Source organism: Enterobacter sp. MF024 (genome assembly GCF_005843915.1).
Lineage (GTDB): Bacteria > Pseudomonadota > Gammaproteobacteria > Enterobacterales > Enterobacteriaceae > Enterobacter > Enterobacter barmai.
The window spans coordinates 271,323-288,634 of the sequence record NZ_VCBB01000005.1; the positions used below are offsets into that span (position 1 = coordinate 271,323).

Here is a 17,312-nt window from a genome sequence, read left to right on the forward strand (position 1 = left end):
CAGCCCGATGATGGTTTTACTGATGGTATCCGGAGAGGAAGCGCCCGAACCGGCTGATGGCCATTTCCAGCTCATCCTCGCGCGGTAGCGTCACGATACGCACATGGTCAGGCCACGGCCAGTTAAACGCCGTTCCCTGAACCAGCAACACTTTTTCCTGCAGCAGGAAATCGAGCACCATCTTCTGATCGTCAAAGATGTTAAAGCGTTTGATGTCGATTTTCGGGAACATATAGAGCGCGCCGTTTGGCTTGACGCAGGAGACGCCCGGAATATCGTTAATCAGCTCCCACGCGCGCTGGCGCTGCTCATACAGACGCCCGCCCGGCACGATAAACTCACTGATGCTCTGATAGCCGCCCAGCGCCGTCTGGATCGCGTGCTGCGCCGGGACGTTGGCGCAAAGACGCATCGAGGCCAGCATCTCCAGACCTTCGATATAGCCTTTGGCGTGTTTCTTCGGCCCGTTCAGCACCATCCAGCCCTGACGGAAACCGGCAACACGATAGGTTTTAGACAGTCCGTTAAAGGTGACCGTCAGCAGATCCGGCGCCAGCGCGGCGATGGAGTGGTGCTGCGAAGCGTCGTAGAGAATTTTGTCATAGATCTCGTCTGCGAAGATGATCAGGTTATGCTGGCGGGCCAGCTCGACGATCTCCAGCAGCAGCTCTTTAGAGTAGACGGCGCCGGTCGGGTTGTTCGGGTTGATAATGACGATCCCGCGGGTACGCGGCGTGATTTTGGCGCGAATATCATCCAGATCGGGGAACCAGTCGGAGGATTCATCGCACAGGTAGTGTACCGCTTTACCGCTTGAGAGCGACACAGCCGCGGTCCACAGCGGGTAGTCAGGGGCGGGCACCAGCATTTCGTCGCCGCTGTTCAGCAGGGCCTGCATCGCCTGGACGATCAGCTCGGAAACACCGTTACCGATATAGATATCTTCGACGGTCACATCACGCATGCCACGCGCCTGATAATGCTGCATGATGGCTTTACGCGCTGAATAGAGACCTTTTGAGTCGCAATAACCTTGCGCCGTCGGCAGGTTGCGGATCACATCAACCAGAATTTCATCCGGTGCATCAAAACCAAATGGCGCCGGGTTACCGATATTGAGCTTAAGTACTTTATTACCTTCTTCTTCGAGACGCTTTGCCTCTTTAAGAACCGGGCCACGAATGTCATAACAAACGTTATCTAACTTGCTGGATTTTTCGATGGGTGACATGAATCTTTGACCTTTTACTGTTATTGCGACGTCCTGCCGTGGAAGTCAGCACGAAACAATGTACTCCTCGATTGCCCGATTTTGAAGCATTGGCAGAAGAAGATTTTGAACATTGGTGGCTGTCGACTATGAAATTTTTATCTATTTTTTTAAGCGCAATTCATTTTATCGGGTGAATTTCGGCTTTTGTATGGTTTTTTGTATTGCCTGAGGCGGGCTGAAGTGGATTTTTCGCTGTGAAAAAGCCGCGTGTTGAGCGACTTACGCTGGCAGTGCTACAGTTTCCTCTGGTGATGTTTCGAAAAAGCTGAATGAAACATCCTGGTATTCGCTTTCCTGCCTTTTTATATTAACGTTGCTCATGTGAAATTAATGTTAAGTATTATTAATCATTAAGTCCTGTTTCAATTATTATTTATTTCTGAATAAAGACGAAATCGCAACTTTCGTTAATATTAATAAAATTAGTTTAGTTAGTTATCATTAAGGTTAAATCACAAGAACTGCAATAAGGCTTATAAATAAAAAGGTTTTAGGGTAAGATGTAACCCGGGTTGAGTGATGCCAGATAACAGGCCACCGCAGGCCTTGATGCCTGGACCTTTAATAGTTTATTGTAATTGTTAGAATTATCTCTGCCTTGAGAAGTTAAGCGACACCATTGCTGCTTAACCTGTACTGCGATAAAGTTGACGTTGGAAATGCATCTTCTTTAATGGAATTTACATCATCCGGCAAACATCAATATATCTCGAACGCTTTTGAGAATAAAAATAACGTCAGATAAGTTGTTTCTGACCACTGATATACCCAGCTCAATTACATTTTGCAGGCACACTGCCGGACCGGGACGTCAGAGGATTTTGTTCAGAGGGAACTGTATTACTTTTACGCACACAGCTTAAACCCGGGGCAGCTCCGCACGAGCAACCTGTAAGTGAAAAGATATGATTAATGCAAATCGTCCGATAATGAACCTCGACCTCGATCTGCTGAGAACCTTTGTGGCGGTCGCCGATCTGAACACCTTTGCTGCGGCGGCGGCGGCAGTTTGCCGTACCCAGTCTGCAGTCAGTCAACAAATGCAAAGACTGGAACAACTGGTCGGCAAAGAGCTCTTTGCCCGCCATGGGCGCAACAAGCTGTTGACTGAGCATGGTATTCAGCTGCTGGGTTACGCCAGAAAAATTCTGCGTTTTAATGATGAAGCATGTTCATCATTAATGTTTAGCAACCTGCAGGGTGTCTTAACATTAGGCGCCTCCGATGAGTCAGCCGATACCATTCTGCCGTTTCTGCTCAACCGCATCAGTTCGGTTTATCCGAAACTTGCTCTTGATGTCAGGGTTAAACGCAACGCTTTTATGGTTGATATGCTGCAGGAGCAGGAGGTCGATCTGGTGGTGACGACCCATCGTACCAGCCAGTTTGAGTGTCTGACGCTGCGCACCTCTCCGACCCACTGGTATTGTGCCGCCGAGTTTACGCTGCAGCGCGGTGAACCGGTGCCGCTGGTGCTGCTGGACGATCCCAGCCCGTTCCGCGACGTTGTGCTGTCCACGCTCAATGCCGCCAATGTTCCATGGCGACTGGCTTACGTAGCCTCAACGCTGCCTGCCATCCGCGCCGCGGTCAAAGCAGGTCTTGGCGTGACGGCACGTCCTGTTGAGATGATGAGCCCTGATTTACGCGTGTTAGGTAAAGCCGACGGATTGCCTGCGCTGCCGGATACCGAGTACATGCTATGCCACAACCCGGCCAGCAACAATGAACTCGCACAGACCATCTTCAACGCCATGGATAATTACCACAACCCCTGGCAGTACAATAATGTTACCCCAGAAGGAGGGGATGACTCCCTGGTGATCGAGCGCGATTTCGAGTAAACGAAACCCTCATATTCTGGTAACAATTCGTTGATACTTAAAAGAGCCACTGGCGCGACCCCATCGCACAGTGGTTCTTTTTTTGCATGCGACTGCGTTAGTTTGCCTTAAGTTTTTACTATTCTTCTTTTTTATCAATCTGATAGTAATTAAGCCTTCCTCCGAAAACCCGCTATACTTCTTCTTTCTAATGTCAATGGGCATGTTAAAAAAGCAGCAAAGATGTTGCCGTTTTTTTGATTGAATTAACAAAAGCGTGTCACAGATCAAGAAAATACTCCTCTTTGGGGGGAGGAATCGACGGCAAATCCTGTCAAAATAGGCGGGTAATCTTTGTATTAGTTCATTACGGACACGATTCAACACCCTGACGCAGGAACGCGCCTCACAGTTTTTGAGGGTAAAGGGCATTAAATGTTAATGAAGTTCGATCGATGTAATTTAATGTGAAGAAACTTTTGTTAAAGTTGACAAAAGGTTATAGAAAGGAGTAAAAAACCACATCATTTTGCTGTCTATGTCTCATTTTCGACAGTTAGTGTACGGTTATTTGTTCCTCCCCATGAATCGATGTGATGCCCATCTGCCAGTAAGAGCAGTGTCTCAGGTATCACTTTTGATGAGTAAGCAATGAGTATGTCAACATCCACAGAAGTCATCGCTCATCACTGGGCATTCGCAATCTTTCTTATCGTTGCCATTGGCCTGTGCTGCCTGATGTTAGTCGGCGGCTGGTTCCTGGGCGGTCGCGCCCGCGCAAGGCACAAAAACACGCCATTCGAATCGGGTATCGATTCGGTAGGTACCGCGCGTTTACGCCTGTCTGCCAAGTTCTATCTGGTAGCTATGTTCTTCGTCATTTTCGACGTGGAAGCGCTTTACCTGTTCGCATGGTCGACCTCCATTCGTGAGAGTGGCTGGGTAGGCTTTGTCGAGGCCGCAATTTTCATTTTAGTGTTACTGGCCGGTCTGGTTTATCTGGTGCGTATTGGCGCGCTGGACTGGACACCTGCGCGTTCACGCCGTGAACGTATCAACCCGGAAAACAGTATCTCTAATCGTCAGCAGTAACAGCGAGGCAATAAGATGGATTATACGCTCACCCGCATAGATCCTAACGGTGAGAATGACCGTTACCCCCTGCAAAAGCAGGAGATCGTAACCGACCCCCTGGAGCAAGAAGTCAATAAAAGCGTGTACATGGGCAAGCTCGAGCATGCCATGCACGATATGGTCAACTGGGGTCGTAAGAACTCCATCTGGCCATACAACTTTGGCCTTTCTTGCTGCTACGTTGAAATGGTGACGTCATTCACTGCGGTGCATGACGTTGCGCGTTTTGGTGCAGAAGTACTGCGTGCCTCTCCGCGTCAGGCTGACCTGATGGTGGTTGCGGGTACCTGCTTTACCAAAATGGCACCGGTCATTCAGCGTCTGTACGACCAGATGCTCGAGCCAAAATGGGTTATCTCCATGGGCGCTTGTGCAAACTCTGGCGGCATGTACGACATCTATTCCGTCGTACAAGGTGTAGATAAGTTTATCCCTGTTGACGTTTACATCCCGGGCTGCCCACCGCGTCCAGAAGCCTACATGCAGGCGCTGATGCTGTTGCAGGAGTCGATTGGCAAAGAACGCCGTCCGCTCTCCTGGGTTGTGGGTGACCAGGGCGTGTACCGCGCTAACATGCAGTCTGAGCGCGAGCGTAAACGCGGCGAACGTATTGCAGTGACCAATCTGCGTACACCAGACGAAATTTAATTTGCGCCTGTGGGCATGGAGATAACCTTCGCATATCACTATTCAAATAGCGCGAAGCCACGCCCGACAGTCACCACGGACCTTTTGCAATGGTGAACACTATGACCGACTTAACCGCGCAAGACGCCGCCTGGCAAACACGGGATCATCTTGATGACCCGGTCATCGGCGAACTGCGCAACCGTTTTGGGCCGGATGCCTTTACTGTTCAGGCCACCCGCACCGGGGTACCCGTTGTTTGGGTGAAGCGTGAGCAGTTACTGGAAGTGGTTGATTTCCTAAAGAAACTACCTAAACCTTACGTCATGCTGTTTGACTTACACGGCATGGACGAACGTCTGCGTACCCACCGCCACGGTTTACCCGCGGCGGATTTTTCCGTTTTCTACCACCTGATCTCAATAGACCGCAACACGGATATCATGCTCAAGGTGGCATTGTCTGAAAACGACATGCATCTGCCGACGATCACCAAACTGTTCCCGAACGCCAACTGGTACGAGCGTGAAACCTGGGAAATGTTCGGCATGACCTTCGATGGCCACCCGCACCTGACGCGCATCATGATGCCGCAGACCTGGACCGGCCACCCGCTGCGTAAAGACTATCCGGCGCGCGCCACCGAATTCGACCCGTTTGAGCTGACCAAAGCCAAGCAGGATCTGGAGATGGAAGCGCTGACCTTCAAACCGGAAGACTGGGGCATGAAGCGCAGCACCGACAACGAGGACTTCATGTTCCTCAACCTCGGTCCAAACCACCCGTCTGCCCACGGTGCATTCCGTATTATTCTTCAGCTTGATGGCGAAGAGATCGTCGACTGTGTGCCGGATGTGGGCTATCACCACCGTGGCGCAGAGAAGATGGGCGAGCGTCAGTCCTGGCACAGCTACATCCCGTACACCGACCGTATCGAATACCTCGGCGGCTGCGTGAACGAGATGCCGTACGTGCTGGCCGTGGAAAAACTGGCCGGCATCAAGGTGCCAGAACGCGTTGACGTTATCCGCGTCATGCTGTCGGAACTGTTCCGTATCAACAGCCACCTGCTGTACATCTCCACCTTCATTCAGGACGTCGGCGCGATGACCCCGGTCTTCTTCGCCTTTACCGACCGTCAGAAAATCTACGATCTGGTGGAAGCGATCACCGGCTTCCGTATGCACCCGGCCTGGTTCCGTATCGGCGGTGTCGCACACGACCTGCCGCGCGGCTGGGATCGTCTGCTGCGTGAGTTCCTCGACTGGATGCCGAAACGTCTGGCGTCTTACGAAAAAGCCGCACTGCGTAACACCATCCTGATTGGTCGTTCGAAAGGCGTTGCCGCTTATGGCGCGAAAGAGGCGCTGGAGTGGGGCACCACCGGTGCTGGCCTGCGTGCGACCGGTATTGATTTCGACGTGCGTAAAGCCCGTCCTTACTCTGGCTACGAAAACTTCGACTTCGAAATCCCGGTCGGCGGCGGTGTATCCGACTGCTATACCCGCGTGATGCTGAAAGTGGAAGAGCTGCGTCAGAGCCTGCGCATTCTTGAGCAGTGCCTCAACAACATGCCGGAAGGCCCGTTCAAGGCGGATCACCCGCTGACCACGCCGCCACCGAAAGAGCGCACGCTGCAGCATATCGAAACCTTGATCACGCACTTCCTGCAGGTTTCCTGGGGTCCGGTCATGCCGGCGAACGAATCCTTCCAGATGATCGAAGCGACCAAGGGTATCAACAGTTATTACCTGACCAGTGACGGTAGCACCATGAGCTACCGCACCCGTATTCGTACGCCGAGCTTTGCGCACCTGCAGCAGATCCCGGCCGCCATCCGCGGCAGTCTGGTCTCCGACCTGATTGTGTATCTGGGTAGTATCGATTTTGTTATGTCAGATGTGGACCGCTAATTATGCACGAGAATCAACAACCACAAACCGAGGCTTTTGAGCTGAGTGAAGCAGAGCGTGCCGCCATTGAGCACGAGATGCACCACTACGAAGACCCGCGTGCGGCGTCCATTGAAGCGCTGAAAATCGTACAGAAACAGCGTGGTTGGGTGCCGGATGGCGCGATCTATGAGATCGCAAAAGTGCTGGGTATCCCGGCGAGCGACGTCGAAGGCGTGGCAACGTTCTATAGCCAGATCTTCCGCCAGCCGGTTGGTCGCCACGTGATCCGCTACTGCGACAGCGTGGTATGCCATATCACCGGTTATCAGGGCATTCAGGCCGCTATTGAGCAGAAGCTCAATATCAAGCCGGGCCAGACGACCTTTGATGGTCGCTTTACCCTGCTGCCAACCTGCTGCCTGGGCAACTGCGACAAGGGGCCGACCATGATGATTGATGAGGACACTCACAGCCATCTGACGCCGGAAGCCATTCCCGATCTGCTGGAGCAGTACAAATGAAAACTGTAATTCGTACTGCTGAAACTCATCCGCTGACCTGGCGTCTGCGCGATGACAAACAGCCGGTATGGCTTGACGAATACCAGAGCAAGAACGGATATGAAGGTGCGCGTAAAGCCCTCGGCGGCATGGCTCCGGATGAGATCGTTAATGCGGTTAAAGACGCTGGCCTGAAAGGGCGCGGCGGCGCGGGCTTTTCCACCGGTCTGAAGTGGAGCCTGATGCCAAAAGACGAATCCATGAACATCCGTTACCTGCTGTGTAACGCCGATGAGATGGAGCCGGGCACCTATAAAGACCGTCTGCTGATGGAACAGCTGCCGCACCTGCTGGTGGAAGGCATGCTGATCTCGGCCTTCGCGCTGAAAGCGTACCGTGGCTACATCTTCCTGCGTGGCGAGTACATCGAGGCGGCAGAGAACCTGCGTCGCGCGATTGCCGAAGCCACCGAAGCGGGCCTGCTGGGTAAAAACATTCTGGGCACCGGTTTCGACTTCGAACTGTTCGTGCACACCGGTGCCGGGCGTTATATCTGCGGGGAAGAGACCGCGCTGATTAACTCCCTGGAAGGCCGCCGTGCGAACCCACGTTCCAAGCCACCGTTCCCGGCGAGCTCCGGCGTATGGGGTAAACCGACCTGCGTTAACAACGTCGAAACCCTGTGTAACGTTCCGGCTATCCTCGCTAACGGCGTGGAGTGGTATCAGGGCATCTCTTCAAGCAAAGATGCCGGTACCAAGCTGATGGGCTTCTCCGGTCGCGTGAAAAACCCGGGCGTCTGGGAGCTGCCGTTTGGCACCACCGCACGTGAAATTCTTGAAGACTACGCCGGCGGCATGCGTGATGGCCTCAAATTCAAAGCCTGGCAGCCAGGCGGGGCAGGGACCGACTTCCTGACCGAAGCGCACCTCGATCTGCCGATGGAGTTCGAAAGCATTGGTAAAGCAGGCAGCCGTCTGGGTACGGCGCTGGCGATGGCCGTCGACCACGAGATCGGCATGGTACCGCTGGTGCGTAACCTGGAAGAGTTCTTCGCCCGCGAGTCCTGCGGCTGGTGTACACCGTGCCGTGATGGTCTGCCGTGGAGCGTGAAGATCCTGCGCGCAATCGAGCGTGGCGAAGGCCAGCCTGGTGATATCGAGACACTTGAGCAACTGTGTCGATTCCTGGGTCCAGGTAAAACCTTCTGTGCGCATGCGCCAGGTGCGGTTGAGCCACTGCAGAGCGCGATTAAATATTTCCGCGAAGAATTCGAAGCAGGCATCAAGCAGCCGTTCAGCAATACCCATTCAATCAATGGTATTCAGCCGAACCTGCTGAAAGCGCGCTGGTAAAAACAGAATTTTGATTAACGCTCGGTCTATACCGAGCCAACTGGAAGCATGCTAATGGCTACGATTCATGTAGACGGCAAAGAATACGAGGTGAACGGGGCGGACAACCTGCTACAGGCATGTCTCTCTCTGGGCCTTGATATTCCGTATTTTTGCTGGCATCCGGCGCTGGGGAGCGTCGGTGCTTGCCGCCAGTGTGCGGTGAAGCAATATCAAAACGCGGAAGACACGCGTGGTCGCCTGGTGATGTCCTGTATGACGCCAGCCACCGAAGGAACCTTTATTTCCATCGACGACGCGGAAGCAAAACAGTTCCGTGAAAGCGTGGTGGAGTGGTTGATGACCAACCACCCGCACGATTGTCCGGTCTGTGAAGAGGGCGGTAACTGCCACCTTCAGGATATGACCGTGATGACCGGTCACAGCTTCCGTCGCTATCGCTTTACCAAGCGTACCCACCGTAACCAGGATCTGGGGCCGTTCATCTCTCACGAAATGAACCGCTGCATCGCCTGCTATCGCTGCGTGCGTTACTACAAAGACTACGCTGACGGCGAAGATCTGGGCGTGTATGGCGCACATGACAACGTCTACTTCGGTCGTCCGGAAGATGGCACCCTGGAAAGCGAATTCTCCGGTAACCTGGTCGAAATCTGTCCGACCGGCGTCTTCACCGACAAAACGCACTCCGAGCGTTACAACCGTAAGTGGGACATGCAGTTTGCGCCAAGCATCTGCCAGCAGTGCTCCCTTGGCTGTAACACCAGCCCGGGTGAACGTTACGGCGAACTGCGTCGTATCGAAAACCGTTACAACGGTACCGTTAACCACTACTTCCTCTGCGACCGCGGTCGTTTTGGCTATGGCTATGTGAACCTGAAAGACCGTCCGCGTCAGCCGGTTCAGCGTCGTGGCGACGACTTCATCACCCTGAACGCCGAGCAGGCGATGCAGGGCGCAGCCGATATTCTGCGTCAGTCGAAGAAAGTGATCGGTATCGGCTCCCCGCGCGCCAGCATCGAAAGCAACTTCGCGCTGCGTGAACTGGTGGGTGCGAATAACTTCTACACCGGCATCGCCGAAGGCGAGCAGGAACGTCTGCAGCTGGTGCTGAAAGTGCTGCGCGAAGGCGGGATCCATACCCCGGCGCTGCGTGAAATCGAATCTTACGATGCGGTTCTGGTGCTGGGCGAAGATTTAACCCAGACCGGCGCTCGCGCTGCCCTGGCGGTTCGCCAGGCGGTGAAAGGTAAAGCACGTGAAATGGCAGCGGCGCAGAAAGTGGCTGACTGGCAGATTGCGGCGATCCTCAACATCGGTCAGCGCGCCAAGCATCCTCTGTTTGTGACGAACGTCGATGACACCCGTCTGGATGATATAGCAGCATGGACCTACCGTGCGCCGGTTGAAGATCAGGCCCGCCTTGGCTTTGCGATTGCCCACGCGCTGGATAACAGTGCTCCGGCCGTTGAAGGTCTGGATCGCGATCTGCAGAACAAGATCGACGTGATCGTGCAGGCTCTGGCCGGTGCGAAAAAACCGCTGATCGTTTCCGGTACTAACGCCGGTAGCGCAGAGATCATTGAAGCGGCTGCAAACGTTGCCAAAGCCCTGAAAGGCCGCGGTGCGGACGTTGGCGTGACCATGATTGCCCGTGCGGTAAACAGCATCGGTCTGGGCATGATCGGCGGCGGCTCTCTGGAAGCGGCGTTAAGCGAACTGGAATCCGGTTCCGCTGACGCCGTTGTGGTGCTGGAAAACGACCTGCATCGCCATGCCTCAGCGGCGCGCGTTGACGCTGCGCTGGCAAAAGCGCCGCTGGTGATGGTTATCGACCATCAGCGCACCGCAATTATGGACAAAGCGCATCTGGTGCTCTCTGCGGCAAGCTTTGCAGAAAGCGACGGTACCGTTATCAACAACGAAGGCCGTGCCCAGCGCTTCTTCCAGGTTTATGACCCGGCGTACTACGACAGCAGCATTGTGATGCTGGAGAGCTGGCGCTGGCTGCACTCCCTGCACAGCACCGTGCTGAGCCGCGAAGTGGACTGGACCCAGCTCGACCACGTGATCGACGCTGCCGTCGCCGCACTGCCGCAGCTGGCAGGCATTAAAGATGCCGCGCCGGAAGCGAGCTTCCGTATTCGCGGTCAGAAACTGGCGCGTGAACCGCACCGCTACAGTGGCCGTACCGCAATGCGCGCCAACATCAGCGTGCACGAACCGCGCCAGCCGCAGGACAAAGACACCATGTTCGCCTTCTCTATGGAAGGGAACAACCAGCCGTCTGCACCGCGTTCGCAAATCCCGTTCGCATGGGCACCAGGCTGGAACTCCCCGCAGGCATGGAACAAGTTCCAGGCTGAAGTGGGCGGTTCTCTGCGCCACGGCGATCCGGGCGTGCGCCTGATCGAAGCGTCTGAAACCGGTCTCGAGTTCTTCTCTACCGTTCCGGCAAGTTTCCAGGCCGAAGAGGGCAACTGGCGGATTGCGCCGTACTACCATCTGTTCGGTAGCGACGAAATGTCCCAGCGTTCCCCGGTCTTCCAGACCCGTATGCCGCAGCCGTACATCAAGCTCAACCCGGCGGATGCCGCGAAGCTTGGCGTTAACGCGGGCGCGAACATCAGCTTTAGCTACGAAGGCCAGACAATCAGCCTGCCGCTGATTCTCTCTGAAGGTCTGACGGCAGGGCAGGTGGGTCTGCCGATGGGTATGCCTGGCATCGCGCCGGTCCTGGCGGGTGCACGTCTTGATAACCTGCAGGAGGCAAAAGCATGAGTTGGTTAACGCCCGATCTTATCGACATCCTGCTGAGCATCCTGAAAGCGGTTGTTATTCTGCTGGTGGTCGTCACCTGCGGCGCGTTCATGAGCTTTGGTGAACGTCGTCTGCTCGGTCTGTTCCAGAACCGTTACGGACCGAACCGCGTGGGCTGGGGTGGTTCACTCCAGCTGGTCGCGGACATGATCAAGATGTTCTTTAAAGAGGACTGGATCCCGCGCTTCTCGGATCGCGTGATCTTTACTCTGGCACCGATGATCGCCTTTACCTCGCTGCTGCTGGCGTTTGCTATCGTTCCGGTGAGCCCGACCTGGGTTGTGGCTGACCTGAACATCGGGATCCTGTTCTTCCTGATGATGGCAGGCCTCGCGGTGTACGCGGTGCTGTTCGCGGGCTGGTCCAGTAACAACAAATACTCCCTGCTGGGTGCGATGCGTGCTTCCGCGCAGACGCTGAGCTACGAAGTGTTCCTGGGTCTCTCCCTGATGGGCGTGGTGGCGCAGGCCGGTTCATTCAACATGACCGACATCGTCAACAACCAGGCCGACATCTGGAACGTCATTCCGCAGTTCTTTGGTTTTGTCACCTTTGCTATCGCCGGTGTGGCGGTGTGTCACCGTCACCCGTTTGACCAGCCAGAAGCCGAGCAGGAACTGGCCGATGGTTACCACATTGAATATTCCGGTATGAAGTTCGGTCTGTTCTTCGTGGGCGAGTACATCGGTATCGTCACCATTTCCGCGCTGATGGTAACGCTGTTCTTTGGTGGCTGGCATGGCCCGTTCTTACCGCCGTTCATCTGGTTCGCGCTGAAAACCGCGTTCTTCATGATGATGTTCATTTTGATTCGCGCAGCATTACCGCGTCCGCGTTATGACCAGGTAATGTCCTTCGGCTGGAAAGTGTGCCTGCCGCTGACGCTCGTCAACTTGTTGGTAACGGCGGCTGTCATTCTCTGGCAGCAGCCATAAGGGGCTTTAAGATCATGACCTTGAAAGAATTATTGGTAGGCTTTGGCACCCAGGTACGCAGTATCTGGATGATCGGCCTGCACGCGTTTGCAAAACGCGAAACCCGGATGTACCCGGAAGAGCCGGTATATCTGCCGCCGCGCTACCGTGGCCGTATCGTGCTGACGCGCGATCCGGACGGTTCGGAGCGCTGCGTTGCCTGTAACCTGTGTGCGGTAGCCTGTCCGGTAGGCTGTATCTCTCTGCAGAAAGCAGAGACGGTAGACGGTCGCTGGTATCCGGAGTTCTTCCGCATCAACTTCTCACGCTGCATCTTCTGCGGTCTGTGTGAAGAAGCGTGCCCGACCACGGCGATTCAGTTGACCCCGGATTTCGAACTGGGCGAATACAAGCGTCAGGACCTGGTGTACGAGAAAGAGGATCTGCTGATTTCCGGTCCGGGCAAATACCCGGAATATAACTTCTACCGGATGGCGGGTATGGCAATCGACGGCAAAGATAAGGGCGAAGCAGAGAACGAAGCCAAGCCTATCGACGTCAAGAGCCTGTTACCGTAAGGAGAGGGGCAATGGAATTCGCTTTTTATATCTGTGGCCTGATCGCCATCCTGGCTACGCTGCGAGTGATTACGCACACCAATCCGGTGCATGCGCTGCTCTATTTAATCATTTCGCTGCTGGCTATTTCCGGGGTGTTCTTTGCGCTGGGCGCACACTTTGCCGGTGCGCTTGAAATCATCGTTTACGCCGGGGCCATCATGGTTCTGTTCGTCTTCGTGGTGATGATGCTGAACCTGGGCGGGTCTGAAATTGAGCAGGAACGTCAGTGGCTGAAGCCGCAGGTGTGGATTGGTCCGGCAATTCTGTCGGCCATCATGCTGGCGGTGATCGTTTACGCCATTCTGGGTGTTAACGACCAGGGTATCGACGGGACGCCAATCAGCGCCAAAGCAGTGGGTATCTCCCTGTTTGGTCCTTACGTTCTGGCGGTTGAACTGGCCTCCATGCTGCTGCTGGCAGGTCTGGTCGTCGCTTTCCACGTGGGTCGCGAAGAGCGCATGGGTGAAGTGCTGAGCAACCGCAAGGACGACAGCGCGCAAAGAAAAACGGAGGATCGCGCATGATCCCTTTACAACACGGACTGATCCTCGCCGCGATTTTATTCGTGCTGGGCTTAACCGGTCTGGTTATCCGCCGCAATCTGCTGTTTATGCTGATTGGCCTGGAGATCATGATCAACGCTGCCGCGCTGGCCTTTGTGGTTGCCGGTAGCTACTGGGGCCAGACCGATGGTCAGGTGATGTACATTCTCGCCATCAGCCTTGCGGCTGCGGAAGCGAGTATTGGCCTGGCGCTGTTGCTGCAGCTCCATCGTCGCCGCCAGAACCTGAACATCGATTCAGTAAGTGAGTTGCGTGGATGAACATGCTTGCCTTAACCATTATTTTTCCGCTGATCGGCTTTTTGCTGCTGGCGTTTTCTCGAGGCCGCTGGTCTGAGAATCTCTCCGCCACCGTCGGTATTGGCTCCATCGGCCTTGCGGCGCTGGTGACCGCATATGCGGGGATCGACTTCTTAAATAGCGGACGTGAGCCTTTCAGCGTTCCGCTGTGGACCTGGATGTCAGTCGGTGATTTCAACATCGGTTTCAACCTGGTGCTGGATGGTCTCTCGCTGACCATGCTCTCCGTGGTGACCGGCGTGGGCTTCCTGATCCACATGTTCGCCTCCTGGTATATGCGCGGTGAAGAGGGTTACTCCCGCTTCTTCGCCTACACCAACCTGTTTATCGCCAGCATGGTGGTTCTGGTGCTGGCCGATAACCTGCTGCTGATGTATCTCGGCTGGGAAGGCGTGGGTCTGTGCTCTTATCTGCTGATCGGTTTCTACTACACCGATCCGAAGAATGGCGCAGCGGCCATGAAAGCGTTCGTCGTGACCCGTGTGGGTGACGTCTTCCTCGCCTTCGCGCTGTTCATTCTTTACAACGAGCTGGGCACGCTGAACTTCCGCGAGATGGTGGAACTGGCGCCGGCGCACTTCGAAGCAGGCAACAACATGCTGTGGTGGGCAACCCTGATGCTGCTCGGTGGTGCTGTGGGTAAATCCGCACAGCTGCCGTTGCAGACCTGGCTTGCCGACGCGATGGCGGGTCCAACCCCTGTCTCCGCGCTGATCCACGCCGCGACCATGGTGACCGCCGGTGTTTACCTGATTGCGCGTACCCACGGCCTGTTCCTGATGACGCCGGAAATCCTGCATCTGGTGGGTATCGTCGGTGCGGTTACCCTGGTGCTGGCAGGCTTTGCCGCGCTGGTTCAGACCGACATCAAACGCGTTCTCGCTTACTCCACCATGAGCCAGATTGGTTACATGTTCCTGGCGCTGGGTGTTCAGGCCTGGGATGCGGCGATTTTCCACCTGATGACGCACGCGTTCTTTAAAGCGCTGCTGTTCCTCTCGTCCGGTTCGGTGATCCTGGCCTGCCATCACGAGCAGAACATCTTCAAGATGGGCGGTCTGCGCAAATCCATTCCGCTGGTTTACGTCTGCTTCCTGGTCGGCGGCGCGGCGCTGGCGGCACTGCCGCTTATCACCGCGGGCTTCTTCAGTAAGGACGAAATCCTTGCGGGCGCCATGGCGAATGGTCATATCAATCTGATGGTTGCAGGTCTGGTCGGTGCGTTTATGACCTCTCTGTACACCTTCCGTATGATTTTCATCGTCTTCCACGGTAAAGAACAAATTCACGCTCACGCAGGTAAGGGGATCACCCACCACCTGCCGCTGATTGTGCTGCTGGTCCTGTCCACCTTCGTTGGCGCGATGATTGTGCCACCGCTGCAGGGCGTACTGCCGGCAACAACCGAGCTTGAGCACGGTCGCGTTCTGACGCTTGAAATCACCTCCGGTGTGGTCGCTATCGCGGGCATCCTGATTGCAGCATGGCTGTGGCTGGGCAAACGTACCCTGGTCACTGCGGTTGCCAACAGTGCGCCGGGCCGTCTGCTGGGCACGTGGTGGTACAACGCGTGGGGCTTCGACTGGCTGTACGACATGATCTTCGTGAAACCGTTCCTCGGCATTGCGTGGCTTATCAAGCGCGATCCGCTGAATAGCATGATGAACATCCCGGCGATCCTTTCCCGCTTTGCAGGTAAAGGCCTGCTGTTCAGCGAGAACGGCTATCTGCGCTGGTATGTGGCGTCCATGAGCATCGGTGCGGTTGTCGTGCTGGCGCTGCTGATGGTGTTGCGATAGTGGTTTTGCCCGGTGGCGCTGCGCTTACCGGGCCTACGAGACCGTAGGTCGGGTAAGCGTGAGCGCCACCCGACACCACAAACCGCACTAACGCGTGAATTTTGTCGAATTCGTTGAAAATCGGTCCCTTCGGGACTTTAAAAAGGAATGCAAATCGCCATGTTACTACCCTGGCTAATATTAATTCCCTTTATCGGTGGGTTCCTGTGCTGGCAGACCGAACGCTTTGGCGTGAAGATGCCGCGCTGGATTGCGCTGATCACCATGGGATTGACGCTCGCGCTTGGCCTGCAACTCTGGTTGCAGGGCGGCTATTCACTCACCCAGTCTGCGGGCATCCCGCAGTGGCAGTCTGAATTCATTCTGCCGTGGATCCCACGTTTTGGTATTACGATCCATCTGGCGATTGATGGTCTGTCGCTGCTGATGGTGGTGCTGACCGGTCTGCTCGGCGTTCTGGCGGTGCTGTGCTCCTGGCGAGAAATCGAAAAATACCAGGGCTTCTTCCACCTGAACCTGATGTGGATCCTGGGCGGCGTGATCGGCGTGTTCCTTGCCATCGACATGTTCCTGTTCTTCTTCTTCTGGGAGATGATGCTGGTGCCGATGTACTTCCTGATCGCGCTGTGGGGCCACAAGGCATCCGACGGTAAAACGCGTATCACGGCGGCAACCAAGTTCTTCATCTACACCCAGGCGAGTGGTCTGGTAATGCTGATTGCTATCCTGGCGCTGGTGTTCGTGCACTACAACGCGACCGGCGTCTGGACCTTCAACTATCAGGACCTGCTGAAGACCCCGATGTCCCACGGCGTGGAATATCTGCTGATGCTGGGCTTCTTTATCGCGTTTGCGGTGAAAATGCCGGTGGTTCCGCTGCACGGCTGGCTGCCGGATGCGCACTCCCAGGCACCAACGGCGGGTTCCGTTGACCTGGCAGGCATCCTGCTGAAAACCGCGGCCTACGGTCTGCTGCGTTTCGCACTGCCGCTGTTCCCGAATGCCTCCGCAGAGTTCGCGCCGATTGCCATGTGGCTCGGTGTGATCGGTATCTTCTACGGTGCCTGGATGGCCTTCACGCAGTACGACATCAAGCGTCTGATTGCTTACACCTCCGTTTCCCACATGGGCTTCGTGCTGATTGCTATATACACCGGCAGCCAGCTGGCGTACCAGGGCGCGGTCATCCAGATGATTGCTCACGGTCTGTCCGCAGCCGGTCTCTTCATCCTGTGTGGTCAGCTGTACGAACGTCTGCACACCCGTGACATGCGTCAGATGGGCGGTCTGTGGAGCAAAATTAAGTGGCTGCCAGCGATGTCGATGTTCTTCGCGGTGGCGACGCTGGGGATGCCGGGTACCGGTAACTTCGTCGGCGAATTCATGATCCTGTTCGGCAGCTTCAAAGTGGTTCCGGTGATCACCGTCATCTCTACCTTCGGTCTGGTGTTCGCTTCGGTTTACTCGCTGGCGATGCTGCACCGCGCTTACTTCGGTAAAGCGAAGAGTGAAATCGCTGCTAAGGAACTGCCGGGGATGTCGCTGCGCGAGCTGTTCATCATCCTGCTGCTGGTCGTACTGCTGGTGCTGCTGGGCTTCTTCCCTCAGCCGATTCTGGATACCTCGCACTCCGCGATGGGTAACATCCAGCAGTGGTTTGTTAATTCTGCTTCTACTACAAGGCCGTAAA

14 protein-coding genes are annotated in these 17,312 nt (G+C 55.3%); 13 read left to right on the forward strand and 1 reads right to left on the reverse strand.

Going from position 1 to position 17,312, the window contains the following annotated elements:
- Positions 1-16: 16 nt before the first annotated feature.
- On the reverse strand, positions 17-1,231 hold the full coding sequence (alaA, locus tag FFB58_RS10755) for an alanine transaminase AlaA (RefSeq protein WP_138369858.1): 1,215 nt from the start codon (positions 1,229-1,231) through the stop codon (positions 17-19).
- Between the two features lie 947 nt (positions 1,232-2,178).
- Here alaA and lrhA point away from each other — a divergent pair.
- The 13 genes from lrhA to nuoM all read left to right on the forward strand — a co-directional run bounded on the left by lrhA (position 2,179) and on the right by nuoM (position 17,311).
- Positions 2,179-3,117, forward strand: coding sequence for a transcriptional regulator LrhA (gene lrhA, locus FFB58_RS10760; protein WP_039030973.1), 939 nt, complete (start codon positions 2,179-2,181; stop codon positions 3,115-3,117).
- A 630-nt stretch (positions 3,118-3,747) separates the two neighbouring features.
- Positions 3,748-4,188, forward strand: a complete 441-nt coding sequence (nuoA, locus tag FFB58_RS10765) for an NADH-quinone oxidoreductase subunit NuoA (RefSeq protein ID WP_032612789.1) — start codon at positions 3,748-3,750, stop codon at positions 4,186-4,188.
- A 15-nt stretch (positions 4,189-4,203) separates the two neighbouring features.
- Entirely contained in the window at positions 4,204-4,878 is a 675-nt protein-coding gene (nuoB, locus tag FFB58_RS10770; RefSeq protein ID WP_003861482.1) for an NADH-quinone oxidoreductase subunit NuoB, read from the forward strand.
- Between the two features lie 89 nt (positions 4,879-4,967).
- Positions 4,968-6,770, forward strand: coding sequence for an NADH-quinone oxidoreductase subunit C/D (nuoC, locus tag FFB58_RS10775; protein WP_138369859.1), 1,803 nt, complete (start codon positions 4,968-4,970; stop codon positions 6,768-6,770).
- A gap of 2 nt (positions 6,771-6,772) precedes the next feature.
- On the forward strand, positions 6,773-7,273 hold the full coding sequence (gene nuoE / locus FFB58_RS10780) for an NADH-quinone oxidoreductase subunit NuoE (RefSeq protein ID WP_119937089.1): 501 nt from the start codon (positions 6,773-6,775) through the stop codon (positions 7,271-7,273).
- Complete coding sequence (nuoF, locus tag FFB58_RS10785) at positions 7,270-8,607, forward strand: NADH-quinone oxidoreductase subunit NuoF (RefSeq protein ID WP_039030975.1); 1,338 nt, start codon at positions 7,270-7,272, stop codon at positions 8,605-8,607. Before nuoE ends, nuoF begins: the two co-directional genes overlap by 4 nt.
- A 54-nt stretch (positions 8,608-8,661) precedes the next feature.
- Positions 8,662-11,388, forward strand: coding sequence for an NADH-quinone oxidoreductase subunit NuoG (gene nuoG, locus FFB58_RS10790; RefSeq protein ID WP_138369860.1), 2,727 nt, complete (start codon positions 8,662-8,664; stop codon positions 11,386-11,388).
- Positions 11,385-12,362, forward strand: coding sequence for an NADH-quinone oxidoreductase subunit NuoH (nuoH, locus tag FFB58_RS10795; RefSeq protein WP_039030977.1), 978 nt, complete (start codon positions 11,385-11,387; stop codon positions 12,360-12,362). Before nuoG ends, nuoH begins: the two co-directional genes overlap by 4 nt.
- A 14-nt stretch (positions 12,363-12,376) precedes the next feature.
- Positions 12,377-12,919 (forward strand): NADH-quinone oxidoreductase subunit NuoI, encoded by a 543-nt coding sequence (nuoI, locus tag FFB58_RS10800; protein WP_003861491.1) that lies wholly within the window; start codon positions 12,377-12,379, stop codon positions 12,917-12,919.
- A gap of 11 nt (positions 12,920-12,930) precedes the next feature.
- On the forward strand, positions 12,931-13,485 hold the full coding sequence (gene nuoJ / locus FFB58_RS10805; RefSeq protein WP_039030978.1) for an NADH-quinone oxidoreductase subunit J: 555 nt from the start codon (positions 12,931-12,933) through the stop codon (positions 13,483-13,485).
- Entirely contained in the window at positions 13,482-13,784 is a 303-nt protein-coding gene (nuoK, locus tag FFB58_RS10810; protein ID WP_032612773.1) for an NADH-quinone oxidoreductase subunit NuoK, read from the forward strand. The genes nuoJ and nuoK overlap by 4 nt, the downstream gene beginning before the upstream one ends.
- Complete coding sequence (gene nuoL, locus FFB58_RS10815) at positions 13,781-15,622, forward strand: NADH-quinone oxidoreductase subunit L (RefSeq protein WP_138369861.1); 1,842 nt, start codon at positions 13,781-13,783, stop codon at positions 15,620-15,622. Before nuoK ends, nuoL begins: the two co-directional genes overlap by 4 nt.
- Before the next feature lie 159 nt (positions 15,623-15,781).
- Complete coding sequence (nuoM, locus tag FFB58_RS10820; protein ID WP_040074686.1) at positions 15,782-17,311, forward strand: NADH-quinone oxidoreductase subunit M; 1,530 nt, start codon at positions 15,782-15,784, stop codon at positions 17,309-17,311.
- Position 17,312 lies beyond the last annotated feature (1 nt).

Bases quoted from the DNA above. Each gene is read 5' to 3' on its own strand.
- nuoM (WP_040074686.1), top strand. From the start codon at position 15,782: ATGTTACTACCCTGGCTAATATTAATTCCCTTTATCGGTGGGTTCCTG.
- lrhA (WP_039030973.1), top strand. From the start codon at position 2,179: ATGATTAATGCAAATCGTCCGATAATGAACCTCGACCTCGATCTGCTG.
- nuoF (WP_039030975.1), top strand. From the start codon at position 7,270: ATGAAAACTGTAATTCGTACTGCTGAAACTCATCCGCTGACCTGGCGT.
- nuoC (WP_138369859.1), top strand. From the start codon at position 4,968: ATGGTGAACACTATGACCGACTTAACCGCGCAAGACGCCGCCTGGCAA.
- nuoK (WP_032612773.1), top strand. From the start codon at position 13,482: ATGATCCCTTTACAACACGGACTGATCCTCGCCGCGATTTTATTCGTG.
- nuoJ (WP_039030978.1), top strand. From the start codon at position 12,931: ATGGAATTCGCTTTTTATATCTGTGGCCTGATCGCCATCCTGGCTACG.
- nuoB (WP_003861482.1), top strand. From the start codon at position 4,204: ATGGATTATACGCTCACCCGCATAGATCCTAACGGTGAGAATGACCGT.
- nuoI (WP_003861491.1), top strand. From the start codon at position 12,377: ATGACCTTGAAAGAATTATTGGTAGGCTTTGGCACCCAGGTACGCAGT.
- nuoH (WP_039030977.1), top strand. From the start codon at position 11,385: ATGAGTTGGTTAACGCCCGATCTTATCGACATCCTGCTGAGCATCCTG.
- alaA (WP_138369858.1), bottom strand. From the start codon at position 1,231: ATGTCACCCATCGAAAAATCCAGCAAGTTAGATAACGTTTGTTATGAC.
- nuoA (WP_032612789.1), top strand. From the start codon at position 3,748: ATGAGTATGTCAACATCCACAGAAGTCATCGCTCATCACTGGGCATTC.
- nuoE (WP_119937089.1), top strand. From the start codon at position 6,773: ATGCACGAGAATCAACAACCACAAACCGAGGCTTTTGAGCTGAGTGAA.
- nuoG (WP_138369860.1), top strand. From the start codon at position 8,662: ATGGCTACGATTCATGTAGACGGCAAAGAATACGAGGTGAACGGGGCG.
- nuoL (WP_138369861.1), top strand. From the start codon at position 13,781: ATGAACATGCTTGCCTTAACCATTATTTTTCCGCTGATCGGCTTTTTG.